Source organism: Streptomyces sp. NPDC043427 (assembly GCF_056436655.1).
In genome coordinates, this window is the sequence record NZ_JBWKCC010000043.1 from 24,593 (window position 1) to 42,854 (window position 18,262).

Here is an 18,262-nt window from a genome sequence, read left to right on the forward strand (position 1 = left end):
TCAGCCCTCGGGGCGCAGCAGGCCGCGCTGGTACGCCTTGGCCAGCCGTTGCGGCACCAGGTAGGAGACGCCGTCCACGGTGATCGGCACGAGGTGCGGCGTCGTGGCCTTCCACTGGGCGCGGCGGTGACGGGTGTTGCTGCGGGACATCTTCCGCTTGGGAACAGCCATGAGAATCCTCCTGGACGGGCGGGCAGGGCCAGAGGGCAGACGCTACATGAAAATGGATCCCATTACTAAAAGCGTTGCGTTGTCCCGGACGCCTGGGACGGCACTCAGCACACGGCCACCAGGACATGACTGTTGCCGAACTGCCATACCGATCCCACGCCGTTGAACCCCGCGTCGCACAGCAGGACCTGGTACACGCCGCGCAGGGCGCGCTCGTTCAGCCAGTGCAGGGCGGTGGTGGACACGGCCGCGTCCACTGGGCGGTCCGCGCCGAGTGCGTCGAGCCGGCCGGGCTCACCGATCAGGGCCTCGACGTACCGCAGGGTGCTGCCGTAGTGCGCCCTGCCCAGCTCCAGCAGCAGGGGGTCGGCGTCGACGGCCACCACCTCGGCATCGGGCAGCCGGCCGGCCAGGCGCGCTGCCAGGGATCTGTCCGCTGCCCGAGATCCACCACCAGCGGGGCCGGGCGGCCGAGGGTCAGGTGTTCCACCATGCCCGCGATGACGGTGAACCGCTCCTCGCGGTCGACCGCATACCCCTGCTGCTGGCTTTCCCGGCGCTCCGTCCACGCCGCAGCCGTCGCCGTACTCATGTGCAGAGTGCTGGATGCGGATCCCTGCGGAGAATCAGCCACCCCGTGAACGTTCCCCCGACTGTCTTGCGTGATCTCGTCGGGCCGGGTGATCTGCAGGAACGTGAGGGATTCGGGCGCGGTCATGCCCGTGAGACTGCCAGGATCTCGGGCGGAACCGGCTTCTCAGCCTGCTTACTTTGACGAAACGGTCTTGATCCGGGTCGCCGGTCATCGAGTGCCGGGTCGCCGAGCCGCGTTCACCGATGAGCGGCCAGCACTGCCGCGAGGCCTTCTTGCAGATCTTTGACGAAATACTCGGGAACTTCCAGCGACGGGAAATGTCCCCCGATTTCTGGCGACCTCCATCGGACGATCTGCCGGTACCGCTCCTGTGCCCAGGGGCGCGGACACTTCTCGATGTCGCGGGGATACATGCTGATTGCTGACGGGACGTCGACCCGAAGTTCGGGATCGAGCGAGTTGTGGCTTTCGTAGTAAATGCGGGCCGCCGATGCGCCGGTCCGCGTCAGCCAATACAGGGTGACGTCGTCAAGAACTCTGTCCATGGAAATCGTCTCGAACGGGCTGTCTTCGGTGTCTGACCACTCTGCGAACTTGTCAAGGATCCAGGCAAGAAGCCCGACCGGTGAGTCGACGAGCGAGTAGCCGATGGTCTGCGGTCGGGTCGACTGCTGCTTCGCGTACGCCGCGCGGTGGCGCCAGAAATCGCGGGTTTCCTCGGTCCATTTGCGCTCGGCCGCCGTCAGCCCGTCCGTTGTCAACCCGGGCGGCGCCTCCGCGAACAACGTGTGGATGCCGAGAACGTGCGTCGGGAACCTGCCGCCGAGAACCGTGGTGATATTGCCTCCCCAGTCGCCGCCGTGGGCCGCGAACTTGCTGTAGCCGAGCCTTCCCATCAGTTCCACCCATGCGGCCGCGATCTTTTCGGTTCCCCACCCGGTGGTGGCCGGCTTGTCGCTGTAACCAAAGCCTGGTAGCGACGGAACCACGACGTGGAACGCCGGCGCGTCTGCATCTTTCGGATCTGCCAGCTCATCTACTACATCGATGAACTCGGCAATGCTGCCTGGCCAGCCGTGCGTCAAGATCAGAGGAGTGGCATCTGCGCGCGCGGATCGACGGTGCAGGAAGTGGATTCCCAGATCATCAATAGTCGTGCGGAACTGGCCGATCCGGTCAAGGCGCTCTTCGAACGACCGCCAGTTGTACCCGGTGCGCCAGTAGTTCACGACATCGACGAGGTCGGCGAGAGGAACGCCCTGTTCCCATCGGCGAGGGTCGGGCGCGGCGCGGTAGACCGTCTCGGCCTCCGGTAGCCGCGCCGCGGCCAGTCGCGCGCGCAGATCGTCGAGGTCAGCGTCAGTTGCGTGAGCTTCAAATGCTTGCACGTCGCTGGTTGGACGGGGCATGAGACCTCCTGGCCATCGCGGAACCGGCTACGACCTATCGCGAACCGTCTTAGACGGTTCTAACAGGCCTCCATGCCAGCGTGCAACCAGCTAAGGTGGTTCCATGCGTGCTGGATTCCCTGACTTCCGCCTCGGTAGCGTGCTGGCGACCAGCTTCACGGGGACGCTGTCGGAGCGTCACGGCAACGCTGTGGAGCGCATTCCCACGCCGCACCGACTCGTCGACTGGCTGGCAGTGAACGGCCTAGCTGTGGACTCCTGCACCACCGCCCAGCTCGACCTAGCTCGGGAACTGAGGGAGTCGATTCACGTCGCCGCGACAGCGGCCGCGATTCAGGACGCTCTCCCTGCGTCTGCAGTCCAGGTCATCAATGACTGCAGTGCTGAGGGTCGGGCCGCCGCGATCCTGACGCCGGAGGGTAAGCGGCAATGGCGGCTCAGCTCGGGTTCCTGTGTGGAAGATGCCCTCAGCGTGATCGCCGCCGATGCGATCAGCATCATCGCAGGCGAACGAGACGGAAGGTTGGCCTTGTGTGCATCACCAACCTGCCAAGCCGCCTTCTTCGACACCAGCCAAAGTCGCACCCGCAAATGGTGTGACATGAACACGTGTGGGAATCGTCAGAAGAAAGCGCGCTTCAATGCCAACCAGCGCAAACCCCAAAGATCAGCGGAGTGATCGTTACGCTCGGTACATCCGAGTGGGCCCTGCACCTGCGACACATCTGTCGCGTTGGGTGCACCCCAACGGCACCACCAGCCTCGATCTTTCGCGAGGGTCCGCCGACGGAGTCGGTGGACCCTTTCGCTTTCCGGAGCTGATGGTGGGCAGGACGGTGGCCCGGCTGTCGCGTCGGAGGGCCCCGGGTTCCACTGCCCGGGGCGGGTGATGTTGTCGTCGGGACGGTGGAAAGTTGCTGGTCAGCCGGGGTTGGGCAGGAGCACGAGCCGTTCGAGGGCGGCGGTGATCATGCCGGCGAGACCCCGACCGAACCAGGGGCGTGCTGCCGGGCCGTAACTCAGGCGTCGATGATGACGGGGATGATGAGGGGCTTGCGGCGGTAGGTGCGGAACGCCCAGTTCGCCACGGCGCGGGCGACGAGCTGTTCGAGCTGGCGCGCGTCCCCGACGCCCTCCTCGGCCGCGGTGGCCAGGGTCTTCTCGATGACGGGGATGACGGGCTCGAAGGTGGCGTCGTCGTGGACGAAGCCCCGGGCCAGGAAGTCGGGGGCCTCGGCGAGGGCGCCGGTGTCCGCGTCGACGATCGCCACCACCGTGACCACGCCCTCGGCGGCGAGGGTGAGGCGGTCCTTGAGGGACGCTTCGGTGGCGCCGCCGACTTCCATGCCGTCCACGTAGACGTTGCCGGCGGGGACCTTTCCGGTGATGGACGCGCGCCCGTCGACGAGGTCGACGACGACGCCGTCCTCGGCGATGACGACCCGCTCGGGGTCGACACCGGTACGGATGGCGAGGTCGCCGTTGGCCCGCAGGTGGCGCCATTCGCCGTGCACGGGCATGACGTTGCGGGGCTTGACGATGTTGTAGCAGTAGACGAGTTCGCCGGCGCTGGCGTGCCCGGAGACGTGCACCTTGGCGTTGCCCTTGTGGACCACGTGGGCGCCCCACCGGGTGAGTCCGTTGATCACCCGGTAGATGGCGTTCTCGTTGCCGGGGATGAGGGAGCTGGCGAGCAGGACGGTGTCGCCCTTGCCGATGCGGATGACGTGGTCGCGGTTGGCCATCCGCGACAGCGCGGCCATCGGTTCGCCCTGGGAACCGGTGCACACCAGAGTGATCTTGTGATCCGGGAGCTTCTCCAGCTCCTTCGTGCTCACCACCAGACCGGACGGGACCTTCAGATAACCCAGGTCACGGGCGATGCCCATGTTGCGGACCATCGACCGGCCGACGAAGGCGACCTTACGGCCGTGCTGGTGGGCGGCGTCCAGGACCTGCTGGATGCGGTGCACATGGCTGGCGAAGCTGGAGACGATGACCCGGCGCGGCGCGGTGCGCATCACCTGCTCGATCGCCGGGTTCAGCTCACGCTCGGACGTGGTGAAGCCGGGTACTTCGGCGTTGGTGGAGTCGGTGAGGAACAGGTCCACGCCCTCCTCGCCGAGGCGGGCGAAGGCGCGCAGATCGGTGATGCGATCGTCGAGGGGGAACTGGTCCATCTTGAAGTCGCCGGTGTGCAGCACCATCCCGGCGCTGGTGCGGATCGCGACCGCGAGGCTGTCCGGGATGGAGTGGTTGACCGCCACGAACTCGCAGTCGAAGGGCCCGAAGCGCCGCCGGTCGCCCTCCCGTACCCGCACCGTGCGCGGCCGGATGCCGTGTTCCTTGAGCTTGGCCTCCAGGAACGCCAGCGTCAGCTTGGAGCCGACGACGGGAATGTCGGACCGCTCGCGCAGCAGGTACGGCACGCCGCCGATGTGGTCCTCGTGGCCATGGGTGAGGACCACGGCCACGACGTCGTCCAGCCGGTCCCGGATCGAGGTGAAGTCCGGCAGGATCACGTCCACGCCGGGCTGGGTCTCCTCGGGGAACAGCACACCGCAGTCGACGATGAGCAGCTTGCCGGAGTGCTCGAAGACGGTCATGTTGCGGCCGATCTCACCCAGACCGCCCAGGGCGACGACCCGCAACCCTCCTTCGGGAAGGGGAGGGGCGGCTTTGAGCTCGGGGTGTGGATGACTCATGCCTTGACGTTACCCGGAGAGCGGACGGGGTGATCCATTGCCTGCGTGATCTCTTCTTCCGACGGAGCGGGGCATCCGCAGTGTGTACCCCGGGACGATCGGATCACGCGGGGGCGACTCATGCTGGGCTCACGAGCACAGAGGTCGTGCAGACGTCGGCAGGCCAGGCAGGACTCCCTCGGCCATGACGAGGAGGACAGGTGACGGCTCCGGCTGCGTTTGCCAAACGGGCCCGTGGCCAGCAGGCTGAAATTGATCGCTGGTTGCGGCGGCGAGTGCCCGGCGGTGCGGCCCGGAGCAGGAGCCTTGCCACGTGGCCTCAGCCTGGATGGGCACTCCCCACGTCGGCACGTCCAGGCGGAATCCTCCACCTCCGGGCGGAACCCTCAGGGATGTGACCAGCGGCCTTCGCTCCGCCGCGAAGCGGGAAGGAGAAGGCTGTGAGCGACCCGTTGACTGCGCTCAGCGACCGCGGGGTGTCGATCTGGCTCGATGATCTGAGCCGCGAACGCCTTGTATCGGGCAGTCTCGCCGACCTGGTCGCCGACCAGCACGTGGTGGGAGTGACGACCAATCCCACCATCTTCGCCAAGGCCATCACAGCGGGCGAAGCCTACGACGTACAGCTGCGCGACCTGGCTGTCCGGGGCGTGGACGTAGGGGAGGCGCTGCGGGCGCTGACCACGTTCGACGTGCGCGACGCATGCGACGTGCTGCGGCCGGTCTACGACGCCACGGGTGGGGTGGACGGGCGGGTGTCGATCGAGGTCGACCCGCGCCTGGCCCACGACACCGCGGCGACCATCGCTGAGGCGCGGGCCCTGTGGTGGCTGGTCGACCGGCCGAATCTGTTCGTCAAGATACCGGCCGCCCGTCAGGGGCTGCCGGCGATCGCCGCGTCCCTGGCCGAGGGCATCAGCATCAACGTCACGTTGATCTTCTCGCTGTCCCGCTACGACGCTGTCATTGATGCCTTCTTCGACGGGTTGGAGCGTGCCCGGCAGTCCGGCCGCGACCTGTCTTCGCTCGGGTCGGTGGCATCTTTCTTCGTCTCCCGCGTCGACGCCGCGGTGGATGCGCGACTGGACAAGATCGGCACGGCGGAGGCCGCCGAACTGTGCGGCCGGGCGGCGCTCGCCAATGCCCGGCTCGCCTATCAGCACCACGAGCAAGCGTTCTCCTCGCGGCGTTGGAATGCGCTGCGCGAGGCCGGTGCCCGCCCGCAGCGGCCACTGTGGGCCTCGACCTCGACCAAGGACCCGGCCTACCCCGACACCCGTTACGTGGTCGATCTGGTCGCTCCTGGCGTGGTCAACACCATGCCCGAAGCCACACTCCGTGCGGTCGCCGACCACGGCCAGGTGCCCGACGACTCGGTGCGCGGCCACTACGCCGAAGCACAACAGGTACTCAACCGGCTCCAGGCCCTGGGCATCGACTACGACGACGTGGTCCAAAAACTCGAGGACGAGGGCGTCGCCGCCTTCGACGCGAGCTGGGACCGGCTGCGCGGGCAGTTGTCCACCACCTTGCGCGCACAGCCCGCACAGCCCGCACAGCAGAGGAGCTGACCATGGGCTCGGAGGCGACGTAGCTGATCGTCGCTGATCGTCGGAGCGAGCCTGGCGGGGGCCAAGGCGCGCAGAGCCTGCGGGAAGAGGGCTTCGACGGCCGGATCGTGCTGGTCGGCGAGGAGAACGAGCGCCCTTACGAGCGGCCGCCGCCGTACAAGGGCTGTCTGCTGCGTCCGCCGCCCGTACCACCGGTGTCGAGGTGACCGTGCCGGAGACGGCGGAGTTGCCGCTCGACCGCCTTCTCGATCACTCCGCCGGGACCGGGTGACAACCACATCATCGGGGCTCGTGGTCGTAGACGATCAGGCCGTCGTCGCGCAATCGGGCCCCAGCCGTCGGCGTGTGCTCGCTGAGCCGCCCGTCGTGTGCGAGGTGCAGCACCGGGACTCGCCGGGCGAGTACGGCGAAGTCCGCGATGATCCGCCGGTGGCAGCGCCACCACAAAGCCTCACTGCACATGACCGCAGTACGCGCCGTCGCCACCTGCCGCAGCAGCTCGTCCATCGCGGCAAGGAAGTCAGCACTTCTCGTATGTCCGGCGTAACCACGGAAGGAGGCGTTCTCCCAGAACACGTCCGGCGAGTCCGGCGCGGCTTTGCGGAAGCCACCGAGTCTCTTCTCCCACCGGTATGCGATCCCTTGTTCAGGCATCCAGACCCGGAGCAGTTCCTTGCCCACATCCGGATTCCGCCGACTGCCCGGGGCGGTGCGCACATCAACGACTGCCAGCACCCCAGCGCCGTGCAGGAGGGTGGCCAACCGCTCACGGCTCGCGGTGCTGTGCCCGAACGTCAGCAGAGGTGCAGTCATGTGCCGGCCCCATGGTGCGTATCAACAGCGCGTCCTCCCCGGCTGCAGACCCTTCGGCAAGGGGCGGCGCCCCGCCTTGTGGCGCGCGGGCGGCCTGCGGTGTGCGACGGACCGGTCTGCGACGCTCGGGGTGTGCGAGGGAGGGTGCCGCTGCGGTCGGTTTCTTGCGGCCACCTTGATGAGCTGCGGTGACGGAGGGTGTCCACCGCACTCCTCACTCACCCTCCCGCACATGTCCCGCGCTGTCCTGCCGTCACGTGCTGCTCCACCTCGCCGGCTCCGCTCTCCCGCTGGCACTCCCGTCCATGGAGGGTGAGCCTGGAATGGACTGGCCTCTTGCCTCTGGAGGTGCCATGTACAGCAAGGTCACCATCGCAGGTCATCCCATCCACCCGATGCTCATTGGCTACCCCGTTGCCTGCTACACGGGCACGTTGGTGGGTTTCGCCGTCTACGCGGCCAACGGGCAGCAGTTCTGGCTGAACCTTGCCATCGCCCTCAACATCGCCGGAGTGGGCACCGCACTGCTGGCAGCCTTGCCAGGCATCATCGACCTGGCGTTCGGCATTCCCCGCCGTTCGGCGGCCAAGACCGTCGGCGTCGCCCACGGCGCTCTCAACGTCACCGCCCTGGGCCTCTTCGGCGCCAGCCTCGGCATCTACGTCACCCATTGGGATGGCCCTGCGACCGGAGTCACCCCCGGACTGGCACTGTCCGCCGCCGGACTCGCCTGCACACTCGCAGCCGGCTTCCTGGGCTGGATGCTGGTCCAGGACTACCACGCCGGTATCCGGCTCACTCCCCTGCAGGAAAGCGATGAACAGGCAGTACAGCAGTCTCAGCCGCTCCAGCTGCACCGCGGCTCCCACGCAGCCTGAAGATCTGCAGCCAAGCCGCCCATGAGCGGAGCCGACGGCCATCCGCAGAGAACGGCTTGTCGGCATCGCAACCGCACGGCTTCGGACCGGCTGGTCAGCAAGGTCGTGCACCGGACGTACCGGCCGACAACCGCGCGTCGTCCCTGCCGACTCCTCCTCGCCACCGTGCTGGACCGGGAAAGTGAGCCCTCAGGTGAGTGCTACACCGTCCAGGCCGGGCCATCCGCCGCCGGTGCCGGACCAGCTCTGGGACGGGCGGACGCGCTTGCCCGACAGCACTGCTGCCCGGTCGGCGAGGGTGGACGGGTATGCGGAGCTGCGGGATTACGCGGTGATCGGGGACGGCCGCTGCGTCGCGCTCATCGCCCGGGACGGCTCGGTGGACTGGCTGGCCTGGCCGGACCTGGATTCGCCGACCCTGTTCGCCGCCGTCCTCGACCCCGTCCGCGGCGGCAGGTTCCTCCTCCAGCCGGAAGCGCCCTGCATCACCGCCCGCCGCTATCTGCCCGGCACCAACGTGCTGGAGACGACGTTCACCACGGCGGACGGCACGGTTCGGGTGACCGACGCGCTGACGATGGCCACCCCACACGCCCTGGCGCCCGGCCGGGAGCTGGTCCGGCGGATCGAGGGCCTGGCTGGCAGCGTCCCCATGCGCTGGAGCGTCCAGCCGCGCTTCGGCTACGGCACCCACGCACCGCACGTGACGCGTCGTGCGGACGTTCCCGTCGTCACGTCCGGTCCTGAGGCGGTCGCGGTCTGCACCTGGGACGCGGGAGAGCCGCAGCACTCCTTTGCTGCCGTCGCATCCCGCTTCCGTGCCGATGCCGGAACCCGGGCTCTGCTCGCGCTGCCGTACGCGCACCAAGAGCCGCTGGTTCTGCCCACGCGCGCCGAGTGCGAGGCCCGCCTGGACCACACCATCGCCACCTGGCGCCACTGGGCGGACCACCGCACCTACGCGGGCCCCTGGCGCGAGGCGGTGCTGCGCAGCGCCCTCGCCCTCAAGCTCCTTGTCTTCGCCCCCTCCGCTGCGGTCGCCGCCGCCGCGACCTGCTCACTTCCCGAGGAGCTCGGCGGGGAACGCAACTGGGACTACCGCTTCAGCTGGATCCGCGACTCCGCCTTCACCCTGAACGCCTTCCTCAAGCTGGGCTGCGCGCCGGAGGCGACCGGCTACTTCTGGTGGCTGATGCACGCCTCCCAGCTCACCCACCCCCGCCTGCACGTCCTGTACCGCCTCGACGGCGGCACCCGCGCACCCGAGAAGACCCTTGCCCTGTCGGGCTACCGCGGCTCAGTGCCCGTACGCGTCGGCAACGCCGCCGTCGACCAGCTCCAGCTGGACACCTACGGGGAGCTGCTGCAGACCGCCTGGCTGTACACCACCGCGGGCCACCGGCTCGACGCCGACATCGCCCGCCGGCTGGCAGAGACCGCCGACTTCGTCTGCGCCGTCTGGCAGAACCCGGACGCGGGCATCTGGGAAGTGCGCAGCGCGCCCGAACACTTCACCCAGTCCAAGATGATGTGCTGGATCGCCCTTGACCGCTCCCTCGGCCTCGCCGGCCGGCAGCTGATTCCGGACCGGCACGCGGCCCGGTGGCGCCGCGAGCGAAAGGCCATCGCCGAGTTCGTCGACGACCGCTGCTTCTCTTCGAGGCTGAACAGCTACGTGCGCTCCGCCGGCAGCGACGACGTGGACGCCAGTCTGCTGCTCGGGCTGCTGCACGGCTACCGTCCGCCCGACGACTCGCGCATGAGCGGGACCCTTACCGCCGTCCAGCAGGCATTGCAGGACGGCCCCTACGTCAACCGCTACCTCGGCGCCGACGGCGTCCCCGGCAGCGAGGGCGCCTTCCTCGCCTGCTCCTTCTGGCTCGCCGAAGCCCTCGCCCGATGCGGCCGCGCCGACGAAGCCGCGTCCCTCATGGACCAGCTCGTGGCGCTCGGCAACGACGTCGGCCTCTACAGCGAGGAAATCGACCCTGCGACCGGTGCCTTCCTCGGCAACCTGCCCCAGGGCCTGTCCCACCTGGCCCTGATCAGCGCCGCCCGCGCGATCGGTGAGGCCACGCGATGAGCATCTGGGCGGCCCTGGCGGGTGGGTTCGCCGGCACCCTGGTCCTGACCACGGGCCTGCGCGCGGCCAACGCTCTCAATCTCACCCGCATCGACCTGCCGTTCCTGCTCGGCACCGCCTTCACCAGCGACCGGACCCGCGCCAAGGCCCTCGGCTACGGCGCGCACTTCGTCAACGGGCAGATCTTCGCCCTGCTCTACTACGCGGTCTTCACCGCCATCGGCTACAGCAGTTGGTGGCTGGGATGCGTCTTCGGCCTGGTCCACGGCCTGTTCGCCGCCACCGCACTGGTCAACATCCTGCTGCCCCTCGTCCACCCCCGCATGGGCACATCCCAGACCAGCGCCCCCGATGTCGCCCTGCTCGAACCACCCGGGTTCCTCATGCTCAACTACGGCCCCAGCACACCCACCGTCACCCTCGCCGCACACCTCGCCTACGGAACCCTCGTCGGAGGGTTCCTCGCCTGGCCTGGCTGACAACCCGGTCGGCGCTCCTGCCCCATGCGTGTTTCCGGCCGCCAGGGCGGCTTCCAGCGGTGCGAGCGCATCCTCACAGCCCGCCCCGACCTTGTGGACACCCGGCGCGGGGGAGGCTTCACCCTCATCGAGGGCCGGGACCCCGGTGGCCTGCCCGTGCTCGTAGCCTCTCCAGGCCCCGACGTAATAGTGCCGCCCGAGATCAGGTCCGCGCCCAGCGGCATGCCGCACGCGGCGGGGTCGGCCATCATGGAGGGGTGGGGTCCGCCGGTGTCCGTGCCAAGCCGGATGCTGCGAACAGGAAGGAAGGCTCATGGAGCTCTTCCCGCCGATTCCGCTCGCCGAATGGCGGGACTGCAAGGAGACACTGCACCGGTTCGCGCAGGTCGTCGGCAAGATCCGGCTCGCGGCCAGCGTTCGGCGCAACCACTGGTGGAATGTGCCTTCTTGTGCCGTGGACGTAGGCGGCGGCGTCGGAGGCGAGGAACAGGTGGCGCCCGCCAGGTCGTCGGCGCTGCCCCAGCGGCCGGCTGGGATGCGGTCCAGGATCGCCTTGCTGCGGGCCGGGTCGTCCTGGAGGGCCTGGGTGTTGTCGGTGGCGATGTAGCCCGGCGCGATCGCGTGGACGTTCACCCCGTGGGGCGCCCACTCGTTGGCCAGGGCCTTGGTCAGACCGGCGATGCCGTGCTTGGCGGCGGTGTAACCGGGCACGGTGATGCCGCCCTGGAAGCTGAGCAGCGACGCCGTGAAGATGACCTTGCCCTGGCCGCGGGCCACCATCGCCCCGCCGACGGCCCGAGTCAGCGCGAACTGCGCGCTGAGGTTGACCTGGAGAACCAAGTCCCAGTCGCTGTCGGTGTGTTCGGCGGCTGGGGCGCGGCGGATGGTGCCCGCGTTGTTGACCAGGATGTCCACCGGCCGCTCCCGCCCGGCCAGTTCCGTGCCCAGAGCCCATACGGCCGCCGGGTCGGCGAAGTCGGCGCGGATCGCCTCGAAGCTGCGGCCCGCGGCACGCACGTCCTTCTCCACGTCGCTGCCGGACTCCTCCAGGTTCGCGCTGACGCCGATGACGTCCGCGCCGGCCTCGGCGAGCGCGCGGGCCATGGCCCGGCCGATACCGCGCCGGGCACCGGTGACGACAGCGAGCTGCCCGGTGAGGTCAAGGCGGTCATACGGCGGCTCCCTGAGCGTCGTCGATGCCGGGGATGTCGTCGGTGCAGTCGACGAGGATTTTCATCACGTCACCGCCGCCCTCCAGGGCCTCGAACGCGGCCGGCGCCTCAGCGAGCGGCATCACCTTGCTGATCAGCCGCTCGGCCGGAATGGTGCCGTCGGCGACCAGCGCCACCGCCTTCTCGAAGTCGGACCGGTCATACAACCGGGCCCCGGCCAGGGTGAGTTCGCGCCAGAAGAAGCGGTGCAGATTGATCTCCCGGTCCCGGGGGTGGATGGCCACCAGGCACAGCCGCCCGCGCACACCCAGCACCTCCACCGCCGTGTCCACCCCGCCCGCCGCGCCCGACACCTCGAACGCGACGTCCGCGCCCGCGTCCCCGGTCCACTCACGGACCAGCTCGGGCACATCAGCGGCCGTCGGATCCCAAGTGGTCAGCCCCAACTCATCGGCGAGCAGACGTCGATGGGCGCTGAGCTCCACCACCCGGGCATCGGCTCCGACCGACCGCGCGACCAGCGCGATGAGGATGCCGACGGGGCCGCCGCCGGCCACGACGACCTTCTCGCCCTCGGCGACCTCGGCCCGCCCACGTCGTGCACGGCCACCGCGGTGGGCTCCACGAGCGCGGCCCGGTCCAGGGCCAGCGCGTCGGGCAGGCGGACGAGGGTGGAGGCAGGCACCGTCCAGCGCTGCTGCATCGCGCCGGGGGAGTCGATGCCGATGAAGTCCAGGTTCTGGCAGATGTGTTGATGGCCCTCGAGACAAGCGGGGCAGGTGTCGTCCCACCGCAGGGGCATCACGGTCACCGCGTCGCCGGGCGCCCAGCCCTCCACATCCGCGCCGACGCGTATGACACGGCCGGACATCTCGTGCCCCAGGACGGCGGGCATGCCTGCCCGGGCGTCCATGTCGCCGTGGAAGATGTGCAGATCGGTGCCGCAGATACCGACATAGGCGGGGGCCAGCTCCACCTCACCGGGACCGGGGGAGCGGGTCTCGGCGGGAGCCGTGTCCAGGGTACGGGCGGCCGTGTAACGGACGGCGAGTGTCATCGTGTTCTCCAGAGTTCCTTCAGCACGAGCGGCCGGCGGTCAGCTGCGGGCGGGAAGGCGGTAGAAGGCGGTCGCGGTGCCGGCGAGGAGCGCGTGGATTTCGTGCTCGGCACAGTCGGCGAGCAGCTCGTCCACGGTGGCGGCCCAGCGGTTCCAGCCGCCCGCGAGGTTCGCGACCGGCCAGTCGGAGCCGAACATCAGCCGGTCCGGGCCGAAGGCGCAGAGCAGGACGTCCCAGACCGGGCGGATGTCGGCGGTGGTCCAGCTGTCGTGGTCGGCCTCGGTGATCAGTCCCGACACCTTGCAGACCACCTGCTGGTGTGCGGCCAGCCGTCGCACCTGACGTCCCCAGTCCGCCAGTTCGCGCCGGGCGATGTCCGGCTTGCCTGCGTGGTTGAGCACCTGGGGCAGGTCGGGGAAGCGTTCGGCCAGGCTGACCGCCTGGTCGAGCTGGTGGCTGCGGACCAGTACGTCGTAGGAGAGCCCGCGGTCCCTGGCCACCGCCAACCCCCGCTCGACATCCGGGCGTTGCAGCCAGCCCGGGTCCGTCTCGCCCTGGACGAGATGGCGCAGGGAGCGCAGATACGCGCCGCCCGGTCCGGCGAGCAGTCGGTCCAGCACCTCGCCGATCGCCGGCGACGTCAGGTCTGCCCAGCCGACCACCGCCTCGATCAGCGGCTCCTGCTCCGCGAGGGCGAGCAGGTCCTCTGTCTCGGGCACGTCCGGCATGCACTGCACGGCCACCGTGCTGTGCAGGTGACGACCCGCGATGGGATGGGTGGCGGTGGATCGCAGGTCGTCGGGGGTGAAGGTACGGCTGATCGATGCCAGGTCGGGGTCGTCGAGCCAGGGTTGCGGACGCCGGTCGAGGTCCCACAGATGGTGGTGTGCATCGATGAGGACGGGGGCGGGGGCGGGGATCATGGCAGGTTCCAAGTCGAATCGGTCTGGCGCGGGCCGCGTCAGACGGTGACGTCTTCGCCGGGCGGGTCGAGGTGCCAGATCTCGGTCAGTTCCGTCCACTGGCGGGAGTCGCCCCGGTCGGGCCAGGGCTCCTGGCAGGGGTCGGTGAGTTTCCACCATTCCTGGGTTTCGGGGTCGGCTTCGAGGACAGCCATGTCGGCCTCGAAGTCGTCGCCGTGGTACTCGAAGTAGGCGAACAGCGCATCGCCGTGGAGGAAAATGCTGTAGTTGCGGATGTTCGCCCGGTGCAGGGCGGCTTGGACGCCGGGCCAGACGGCGGAATGGAGTGTGAGGTACTCCTCGCGGTGCTCGGGCCGCAGTCTGATCGTCTGGGCGATGCGTTTCATGCCGTGTTCTCCTCCGTGCCCGGGGAGAGCACGTCGTCCCGGATGTCGAACGGTGTGCGGTAGCTGGGGGTGTTGGTGCGCAGCCGGAGCCGCAGGACGAGCCGGACGCGGGTGGACGCGGGGAGCCGTACCGTCAGGAAAGTGCTGTCGCAGACCTGCTCCGACTCGGTGACGACGGGCTCGGTGTGGCCGTAGTCGTACATGTCCCCGATCCAGGTGTCGTCCTGGCACGTGGTGTAGCGGACGGCGGTGATGGTGTGCTCGGCGAAGGCGCCGGCCTGCACGATCACCGTGCGCTGGGTCTCGGGGGAGAGGTTGACGAGTTCGACGGTGGTCGCTTCGGGGTCGATGGAGGTGACCAGTGCTGCCACGTCGGGCGGCAGGCCGGCGCGGCGGGCCTCGGCGTCGTGGTAGCGCAGCCGGGCCTGCTGCAGGCCGCCGTTGTACAGCACCTGGGGGCCGCCCCAGGTGAGCTGGACGAGGGCTTCGGTGACGACGGGGTTGGACATCTGCCACACGTGGATGTCGGCCTCGGGCACGTCCAGGTCGCGGTAGCGGTCGATGCGCCGCAGGCGGTGGCGGATCTGGGCCTGGGCGGCGGCGAGGATCCGCTCCGGGTAGCCGGGGTCGTCACCGGCGAGGAAGGCGAACCACGCCTTCTCGTGCCCGGACTCCTCCTTGGCGCGGAACGGCCGGACGGTGCGCCAGTCGATGCCGTCGGCCTCGCGCAGGCGTTCCAGCCGGGTGCGGTCGGCGTCGGAGGCCGTGTGGTGCCACAGGGCCACCGGCACGGGCGGGGTGGCCGGGTTGTAGTCGAACCAGCCGGAGTCGTTGTGGCGGAACGGCAGGTGCGGAGTGGGGGTGTGGGCGTCGGGGCCGAGTTCGGCCGCCCACTTGGAGGGGAGGCTGGAGTCGGCCTCGGTGTGGGGCATCACCTTGCCGCGGCCGATGAGGGTGTCGAGTGAGGTCGCGACCATGGAGAGGTAGTCGTCGTCCCCGGTGACCGTGGCCGCCGCCAGCGCCGCCACACAGGCCGCGTGGCCCACGCTGTGCCAGCCGTGCGGCCATGACCAGCCGTAGTGGCCGCCGTACCAGCGGCCCTCCAGCAGGCTGCCGACGACGCCGTCCGGGCCTACGTTGTCCGGGATGAGACCGCCGTTCGCCTCGGTGCGCTCGCGCCACGCGCCGACGTACTCGACGATCCAGTCGCGGTAGCGGTCCTCGCCGGACAGGATCCAGGCGTTGAGAACCAGCCCGGCCGCCGCGAGGTTGACCGCGGTGTCGCCGACGCCCATCCGGTCCCGCATCTGCGCGCCGAGACGCGGATCCGCGGAGAGCGGGTAGGGGCCGGCGTCGGCCTCGGGGATCCAGTCGAGCGGGAAGCCGTACGTCTCCGCTTCCTTCAGCAGCCAGGGATAGACGTCACCGTCGAACAGGCCCGTGCGGTCGGGGTCGCTGCCGTTGTGCGGGCGGGTGATGACGCGGTGCTCGGGGTCGTAGTTGCCCTTGGCCGGGTCGACGTACAGCTCGGCGAAGCGCAGGGCGCGTTCGGACCAGCGCCCGGGGGCGGCCATGCAGAGGAAGTAGAGCAGCAGCAGACTCTCGCCCTGGTGGAACCAGTCGTATCCGCGCTCGAACTCCTCGCGCAGCATGTCCAGTTCGGTGAGCTGCCGGGTCACGCCCTCCCAGTGCTTCTCACTGGCGGGCAGCAGGTCGTCGGCGCCACCGAGGAGATACAGCTGGGGCCAGTTGAAGAACACCTCGTAGAAGTCGTCCACACCGTCGCGGGTGGTCAGCGGGCCGGAGTAGTTCAGTCGTCCGTCCGGACCGGTGAAGTCGTGGGCGAAACGGCGCCAGGCGTGGTCGAGAAGGTCGAACAGTGACCGCTGGGCCACGGCCCAGCCGGGTGGCTCGAGCAGCGGCACCCCCGCCTCGATCTCGGGTGGCGGGGCCGGCTGCCCGGAGACCGGGGCGTTCTCACCCGACGTGGGGCCGGAAGAGGTGAAGGGCATGGGATGAATCTCCGTTCGGGGTGGCGGGGTGCGCGCGCCGGGGACGACGGCCGGGCGGACGACGCCGGCTCGGGCGTCATGGGCGGGGCCGCTGGTCGGGGCCTATTCCTTGGTGGCGCCGGCGAGCATCCCGCTGACCAGGAAGCGCTGGGCGAAGAGGAAGACGATCAGTACCGGTGTGATGGCCAGCAGCGTGGCCAGGGCCAGCTGCGGACGCTCGATGGCGAGGGTGCCGACGGCCGGGTTGAAGGACGGCACGTTGCTGAGCAGGCTTCCGACGCCCACCTGGATCGGCATCTGGTCGCTCTCGGGGAGCATCACGTACGGCAGGAAGTAGTTCGTCCAGTTGGCGACGAAGCTGAAGAAGCCCACGAGCGCGATGACCGGGGTCGCCAGCGGCAGCGCGATGTGCCGGAAGACGCCGAACTCCGAACAGCCGTCCATCCGTGCCGCCGCCAGCAGGTCCTTCGGGACGGCGGTGGTGAAGTAGATGTACGTCAAATACACGCCGAACGGGTAGAACGAGTACGGCAGGATGATCGACCACATCGTGCCGATCAGGTGCACCGCGTTGATCTCCAGGAACAACGGCACCACCAGTGTGGCGGTCGGCATGAGCATCACGACCAGCGTCGAGACGAGCAGGGTGTGCCGTCCGGGGAACTCGGTCATGGCCAGGGCGTACCCGGCCGGTACGGCCACGCAGAGGGTGATGACCAGTGAGATCACCGCGTACAACGTGGAGTTGCCCAGCCATTGCAGGACGGCGTTGTCCTGGAACGCGGTGAGGCCGTCCCAGTTGGCCTTGAAGGCGTGCCAGGAGCCGAAGGACAGCGGGCTGCCATGGACGAGTTGGTGGTCGGTCTTGGTCGCCGCGAGGACGAGCCACAGCACCGGCAGCACGAAGAACACCAGGAAGACGAGCAGTATGGAGCCGGTCAGCAGGCGGGGCACGAGGCGACGCGGGGCGCGTGGGCGCCGCCGCTCAGGGGCCTGGTGGTGCGCTCGGCTCATGGCGCTTGGTCCCCGTTCCGTGTGTGGTGTGGCGGCGGCTGAACCGGCAGGGGTCTTAGTCGGCATCGAAGAACCCCGACCGTGCGACGAAGACGGCGGCGGCCGACACACTGACGACCAGGAGCTCCACCGATACCGCGGCGGCGCCGTTGATGTTGTTCATCTGGAAGGCGAAGTCGTACGTCAGCTGGTTCAGTGAGTAGTCGCGGCCGGCCACGCCCACACTGGCGAGGGACAGCAACTGCGGCTCCACGAAGAGCTGGGCGCCGCCCGCGAAGGCCAGGATCACCATGTACACGATCCACTTGCGGAGCATGGGGATCTGCACGCGCCAGGCGGTCTGCCAGGCACCCGCGCCGTCGATGCGCGCGGCTTCCATGACGTCCCTGGGGATGTTGTTGAGCGCGCCGTAGATGACGACGATCCAGCCGCCCGCGCCGGTCCAGAACGCGATGACCGTGAACAGCAGCGGCAGGTTGCCGGGCGCGATCACCTGGCCGAAGGTCTGGAACCCCAGCACGCCCAGCAGCGAACTGACCGGGCTCACCGTCGGGTCGAGCATGAACAGCCACACCAGCACACTCGCGGCGCCGGCGAGCGCGCCGGGGATGTAGAAGAGGAAGCGCAGGGACTTGCTGATGCCGCCCGAGGCGAGACGGTGCAGCAGCAGCGCCAGGCTCACCACGAACACCACGAGTGAGACCAGCCAGAACAGGAGGTACAGCGCGACATGGCCCACGGCGTCCATGAAGCGGAAGTCCTGCGCCGTGGTGACGAAGTTGCTGAAGCCGGTGAACGTGCCCCCGGCGTCGGTGAAGGCGAAGTAGACGGCGTATCCGGTCGGCAGGATGCCGAACGCGATGAGGAGCAGCACGTAGACGGTGACGAAGGCGATGCCGGCCCGGGTCTGGGGGGGGGGGGGGGGGGGGGGGGGGGGGGGGGAGAGGGGGGGGGGGGGGGGGGGGGGGGGTGGGGGGGACTTCGTCCTTTTGG

Annotated in this window: 14 protein-coding genes and 4 pseudogenes; 6 read left to right on the forward strand and 12 right to left on the reverse strand. The window is 69.1% G+C overall.

The window, feature by feature from the left end:
- The 3 genes and pseudogenes from rpmF to AC067M_RS42195 all read right to left on the reverse strand — a co-directional run bounded on the left by rpmF (position 1) and on the right by AC067M_RS42195 (position 2,175).
- Positions 1-171: a 50S ribosomal protein L32 gene (rpmF, locus tag AC067M_RS42185; protein ID WP_478702302.1), complete on the reverse strand. Its 171-nt coding sequence runs from the start codon at positions 169-171 to the stop codon at positions 1-3.
- 182 nt (positions 172-353) lie between these two features.
- Positions 354-769: pseudogene (locus AC067M_RS42190) on the reverse strand (class I SAM-dependent methyltransferase); the annotation flags it as partial.
- A 233-nt stretch (positions 770-1,002) separates the two neighbouring features.
- Positions 1,003-2,175 (reverse strand): epoxide hydrolase family protein, encoded by a 1,173-nt coding sequence (locus AC067M_RS42195; protein WP_478702303.1) that lies wholly within the window; start codon positions 2,173-2,175, stop codon positions 1,003-1,005.
- 103 nt (positions 2,176-2,278) lie between these two features.
- Here AC067M_RS42195 and AC067M_RS42200 point away from each other — a divergent pair, with 103 nt between their 5' ends.
- On the forward strand, positions 2,279-2,854 hold the full coding sequence (locus AC067M_RS42200; protein ID WP_478702304.1) for a CGNR zinc finger domain-containing protein: 576 nt from the start codon (positions 2,279-2,281) through the stop codon (positions 2,852-2,854).
- 340 nt (positions 2,855-3,194) lie between these two features.
- On the opposite strand, the gene AC067M_RS42205 is transcribed toward AC067M_RS42200, so the two are convergent.
- On the reverse strand, positions 3,195-4,880 hold the full coding sequence (locus tag AC067M_RS42205) for a ribonuclease J (protein ID WP_478702305.1): 1,686 nt from the start codon (positions 4,878-4,880) through the stop codon (positions 3,195-3,197).
- A 440-nt stretch (positions 4,881-5,320) separates the two neighbouring features.
- On the opposite strand from AC067M_RS42205, the gene tal reads away from it, so the two are divergent.
- Positions 5,321-6,451 carry a transaldolase gene (gene tal, locus AC067M_RS42210; RefSeq protein ID WP_478702306.1) on the forward strand — a complete coding sequence of 377 codons (1,131 nt, stop codon included), beginning with the start codon at positions 5,321-5,323 and terminating at the stop codon, positions 6,449-6,451.
- Positions 6,452-6,730: 279 nt separating this feature from the next.
- Here tal and AC067M_RS42215 read toward each other — a convergent pair whose 3' ends face one another.
- Positions 6,731-7,264: a DUF488 domain-containing protein gene (locus AC067M_RS42215; protein ID WP_478702307.1), complete on the reverse strand. Its 534-nt coding sequence runs from the start codon at positions 7,262-7,264 to the stop codon at positions 6,731-6,733.
- Between the two features lie 353 nt (positions 7,265-7,617).
- Between AC067M_RS42215 and AC067M_RS42220 the strand changes: the two genes are divergently transcribed.
- From AC067M_RS42220 to AC067M_RS42235, 4 genes and pseudogenes are all read left to right on the forward strand, one after another.
- Positions 7,618-8,142, forward strand: a complete 525-nt coding sequence (locus AC067M_RS42220; RefSeq protein WP_478702308.1) for a DUF2231 domain-containing protein — start codon at positions 7,618-7,620, stop codon at positions 8,140-8,142.
- A 265-nt stretch (positions 8,143-8,407) separates the two neighbouring features.
- Positions 8,408-10,225 carry a glycoside hydrolase family 15 protein gene (locus AC067M_RS42225; protein WP_478702309.1) on the forward strand — a complete coding sequence of 606 codons (1,818 nt, stop codon included), beginning with the start codon at positions 8,408-8,410 and terminating at the stop codon, positions 10,223-10,225.
- The gene (locus AC067M_RS42230; protein ID WP_478702310.1) at positions 10,222-10,704 is read left to right on the forward strand and encodes a hypothetical protein; all 483 of its coding nucleotides are present in this window, start codon (positions 10,222-10,224) and stop codon (positions 10,702-10,704) included. Before AC067M_RS42225 ends, AC067M_RS42230 begins: the two co-directional genes overlap by 4 nt.
- A gap of 313 nt (positions 10,705-11,017) precedes the next feature.
- Positions 11,018-11,149 (forward strand): annotated as a pseudogene (locus AC067M_RS42235) (DUF5996 family protein); the annotation flags it as partial.
- Positions 11,150-11,155: 6 nt separating this feature from the next.
- On the opposite strand, the pseudogene AC067M_RS42240 reads toward AC067M_RS42235, so the two are convergent.
- From AC067M_RS42240 to AC067M_RS42270, 7 genes and pseudogenes are all read right to left on the reverse strand, one after another.
- Positions 11,156-11,820, reverse strand: a pseudogene (locus tag AC067M_RS42240) (SDR family oxidoreductase); the annotation flags it as partial.
- Between the two features lie 52 nt (positions 11,821-11,872).
- A pseudogene (locus AC067M_RS42245) lies at positions 11,873-12,933 on the reverse strand (zinc-dependent alcohol dehydrogenase).
- A gap of 39 nt (positions 12,934-12,972) precedes the next feature.
- On the reverse strand, positions 12,973-13,857 hold the full coding sequence (locus tag AC067M_RS42250) for an amidohydrolase family protein (RefSeq protein WP_478702311.1): 885 nt from the start codon (positions 13,855-13,857) through the stop codon (positions 12,973-12,975).
- Positions 13,858-13,895: 38 nt separating this feature from the next.
- On the reverse strand, positions 13,896-14,243 hold the full coding sequence (locus tag AC067M_RS42255; RefSeq protein WP_478702312.1) for an L-rhamnose mutarotase: 348 nt from the start codon (positions 14,241-14,243) through the stop codon (positions 13,896-13,898).
- A complete protein-coding gene (locus AC067M_RS42260; protein WP_478702313.1) occupies positions 14,240-16,255 on the reverse strand; it encodes a DUF8034 domain-containing protein in 2,016 nt (671 codons plus the stop codon). Before AC067M_RS42260 ends, AC067M_RS42255 begins: the two co-directional genes overlap by 4 nt.
- Positions 16,256-16,357: 102 nt before the next feature.
- Positions 16,358-17,269, reverse strand: a complete 912-nt coding sequence (locus AC067M_RS42265; protein ID WP_478702314.1) for a carbohydrate ABC transporter permease — start codon at positions 17,267-17,269, stop codon at positions 16,358-16,360.
- 55 nt (positions 17,270-17,324) lie between these two features.
- Positions 17,325-18,262: carbohydrate ABC transporter permease (locus tag AC067M_RS42270; RefSeq protein WP_478702315.1), on the reverse strand; the 938-nt coding region annotated here is incomplete at its 5' end.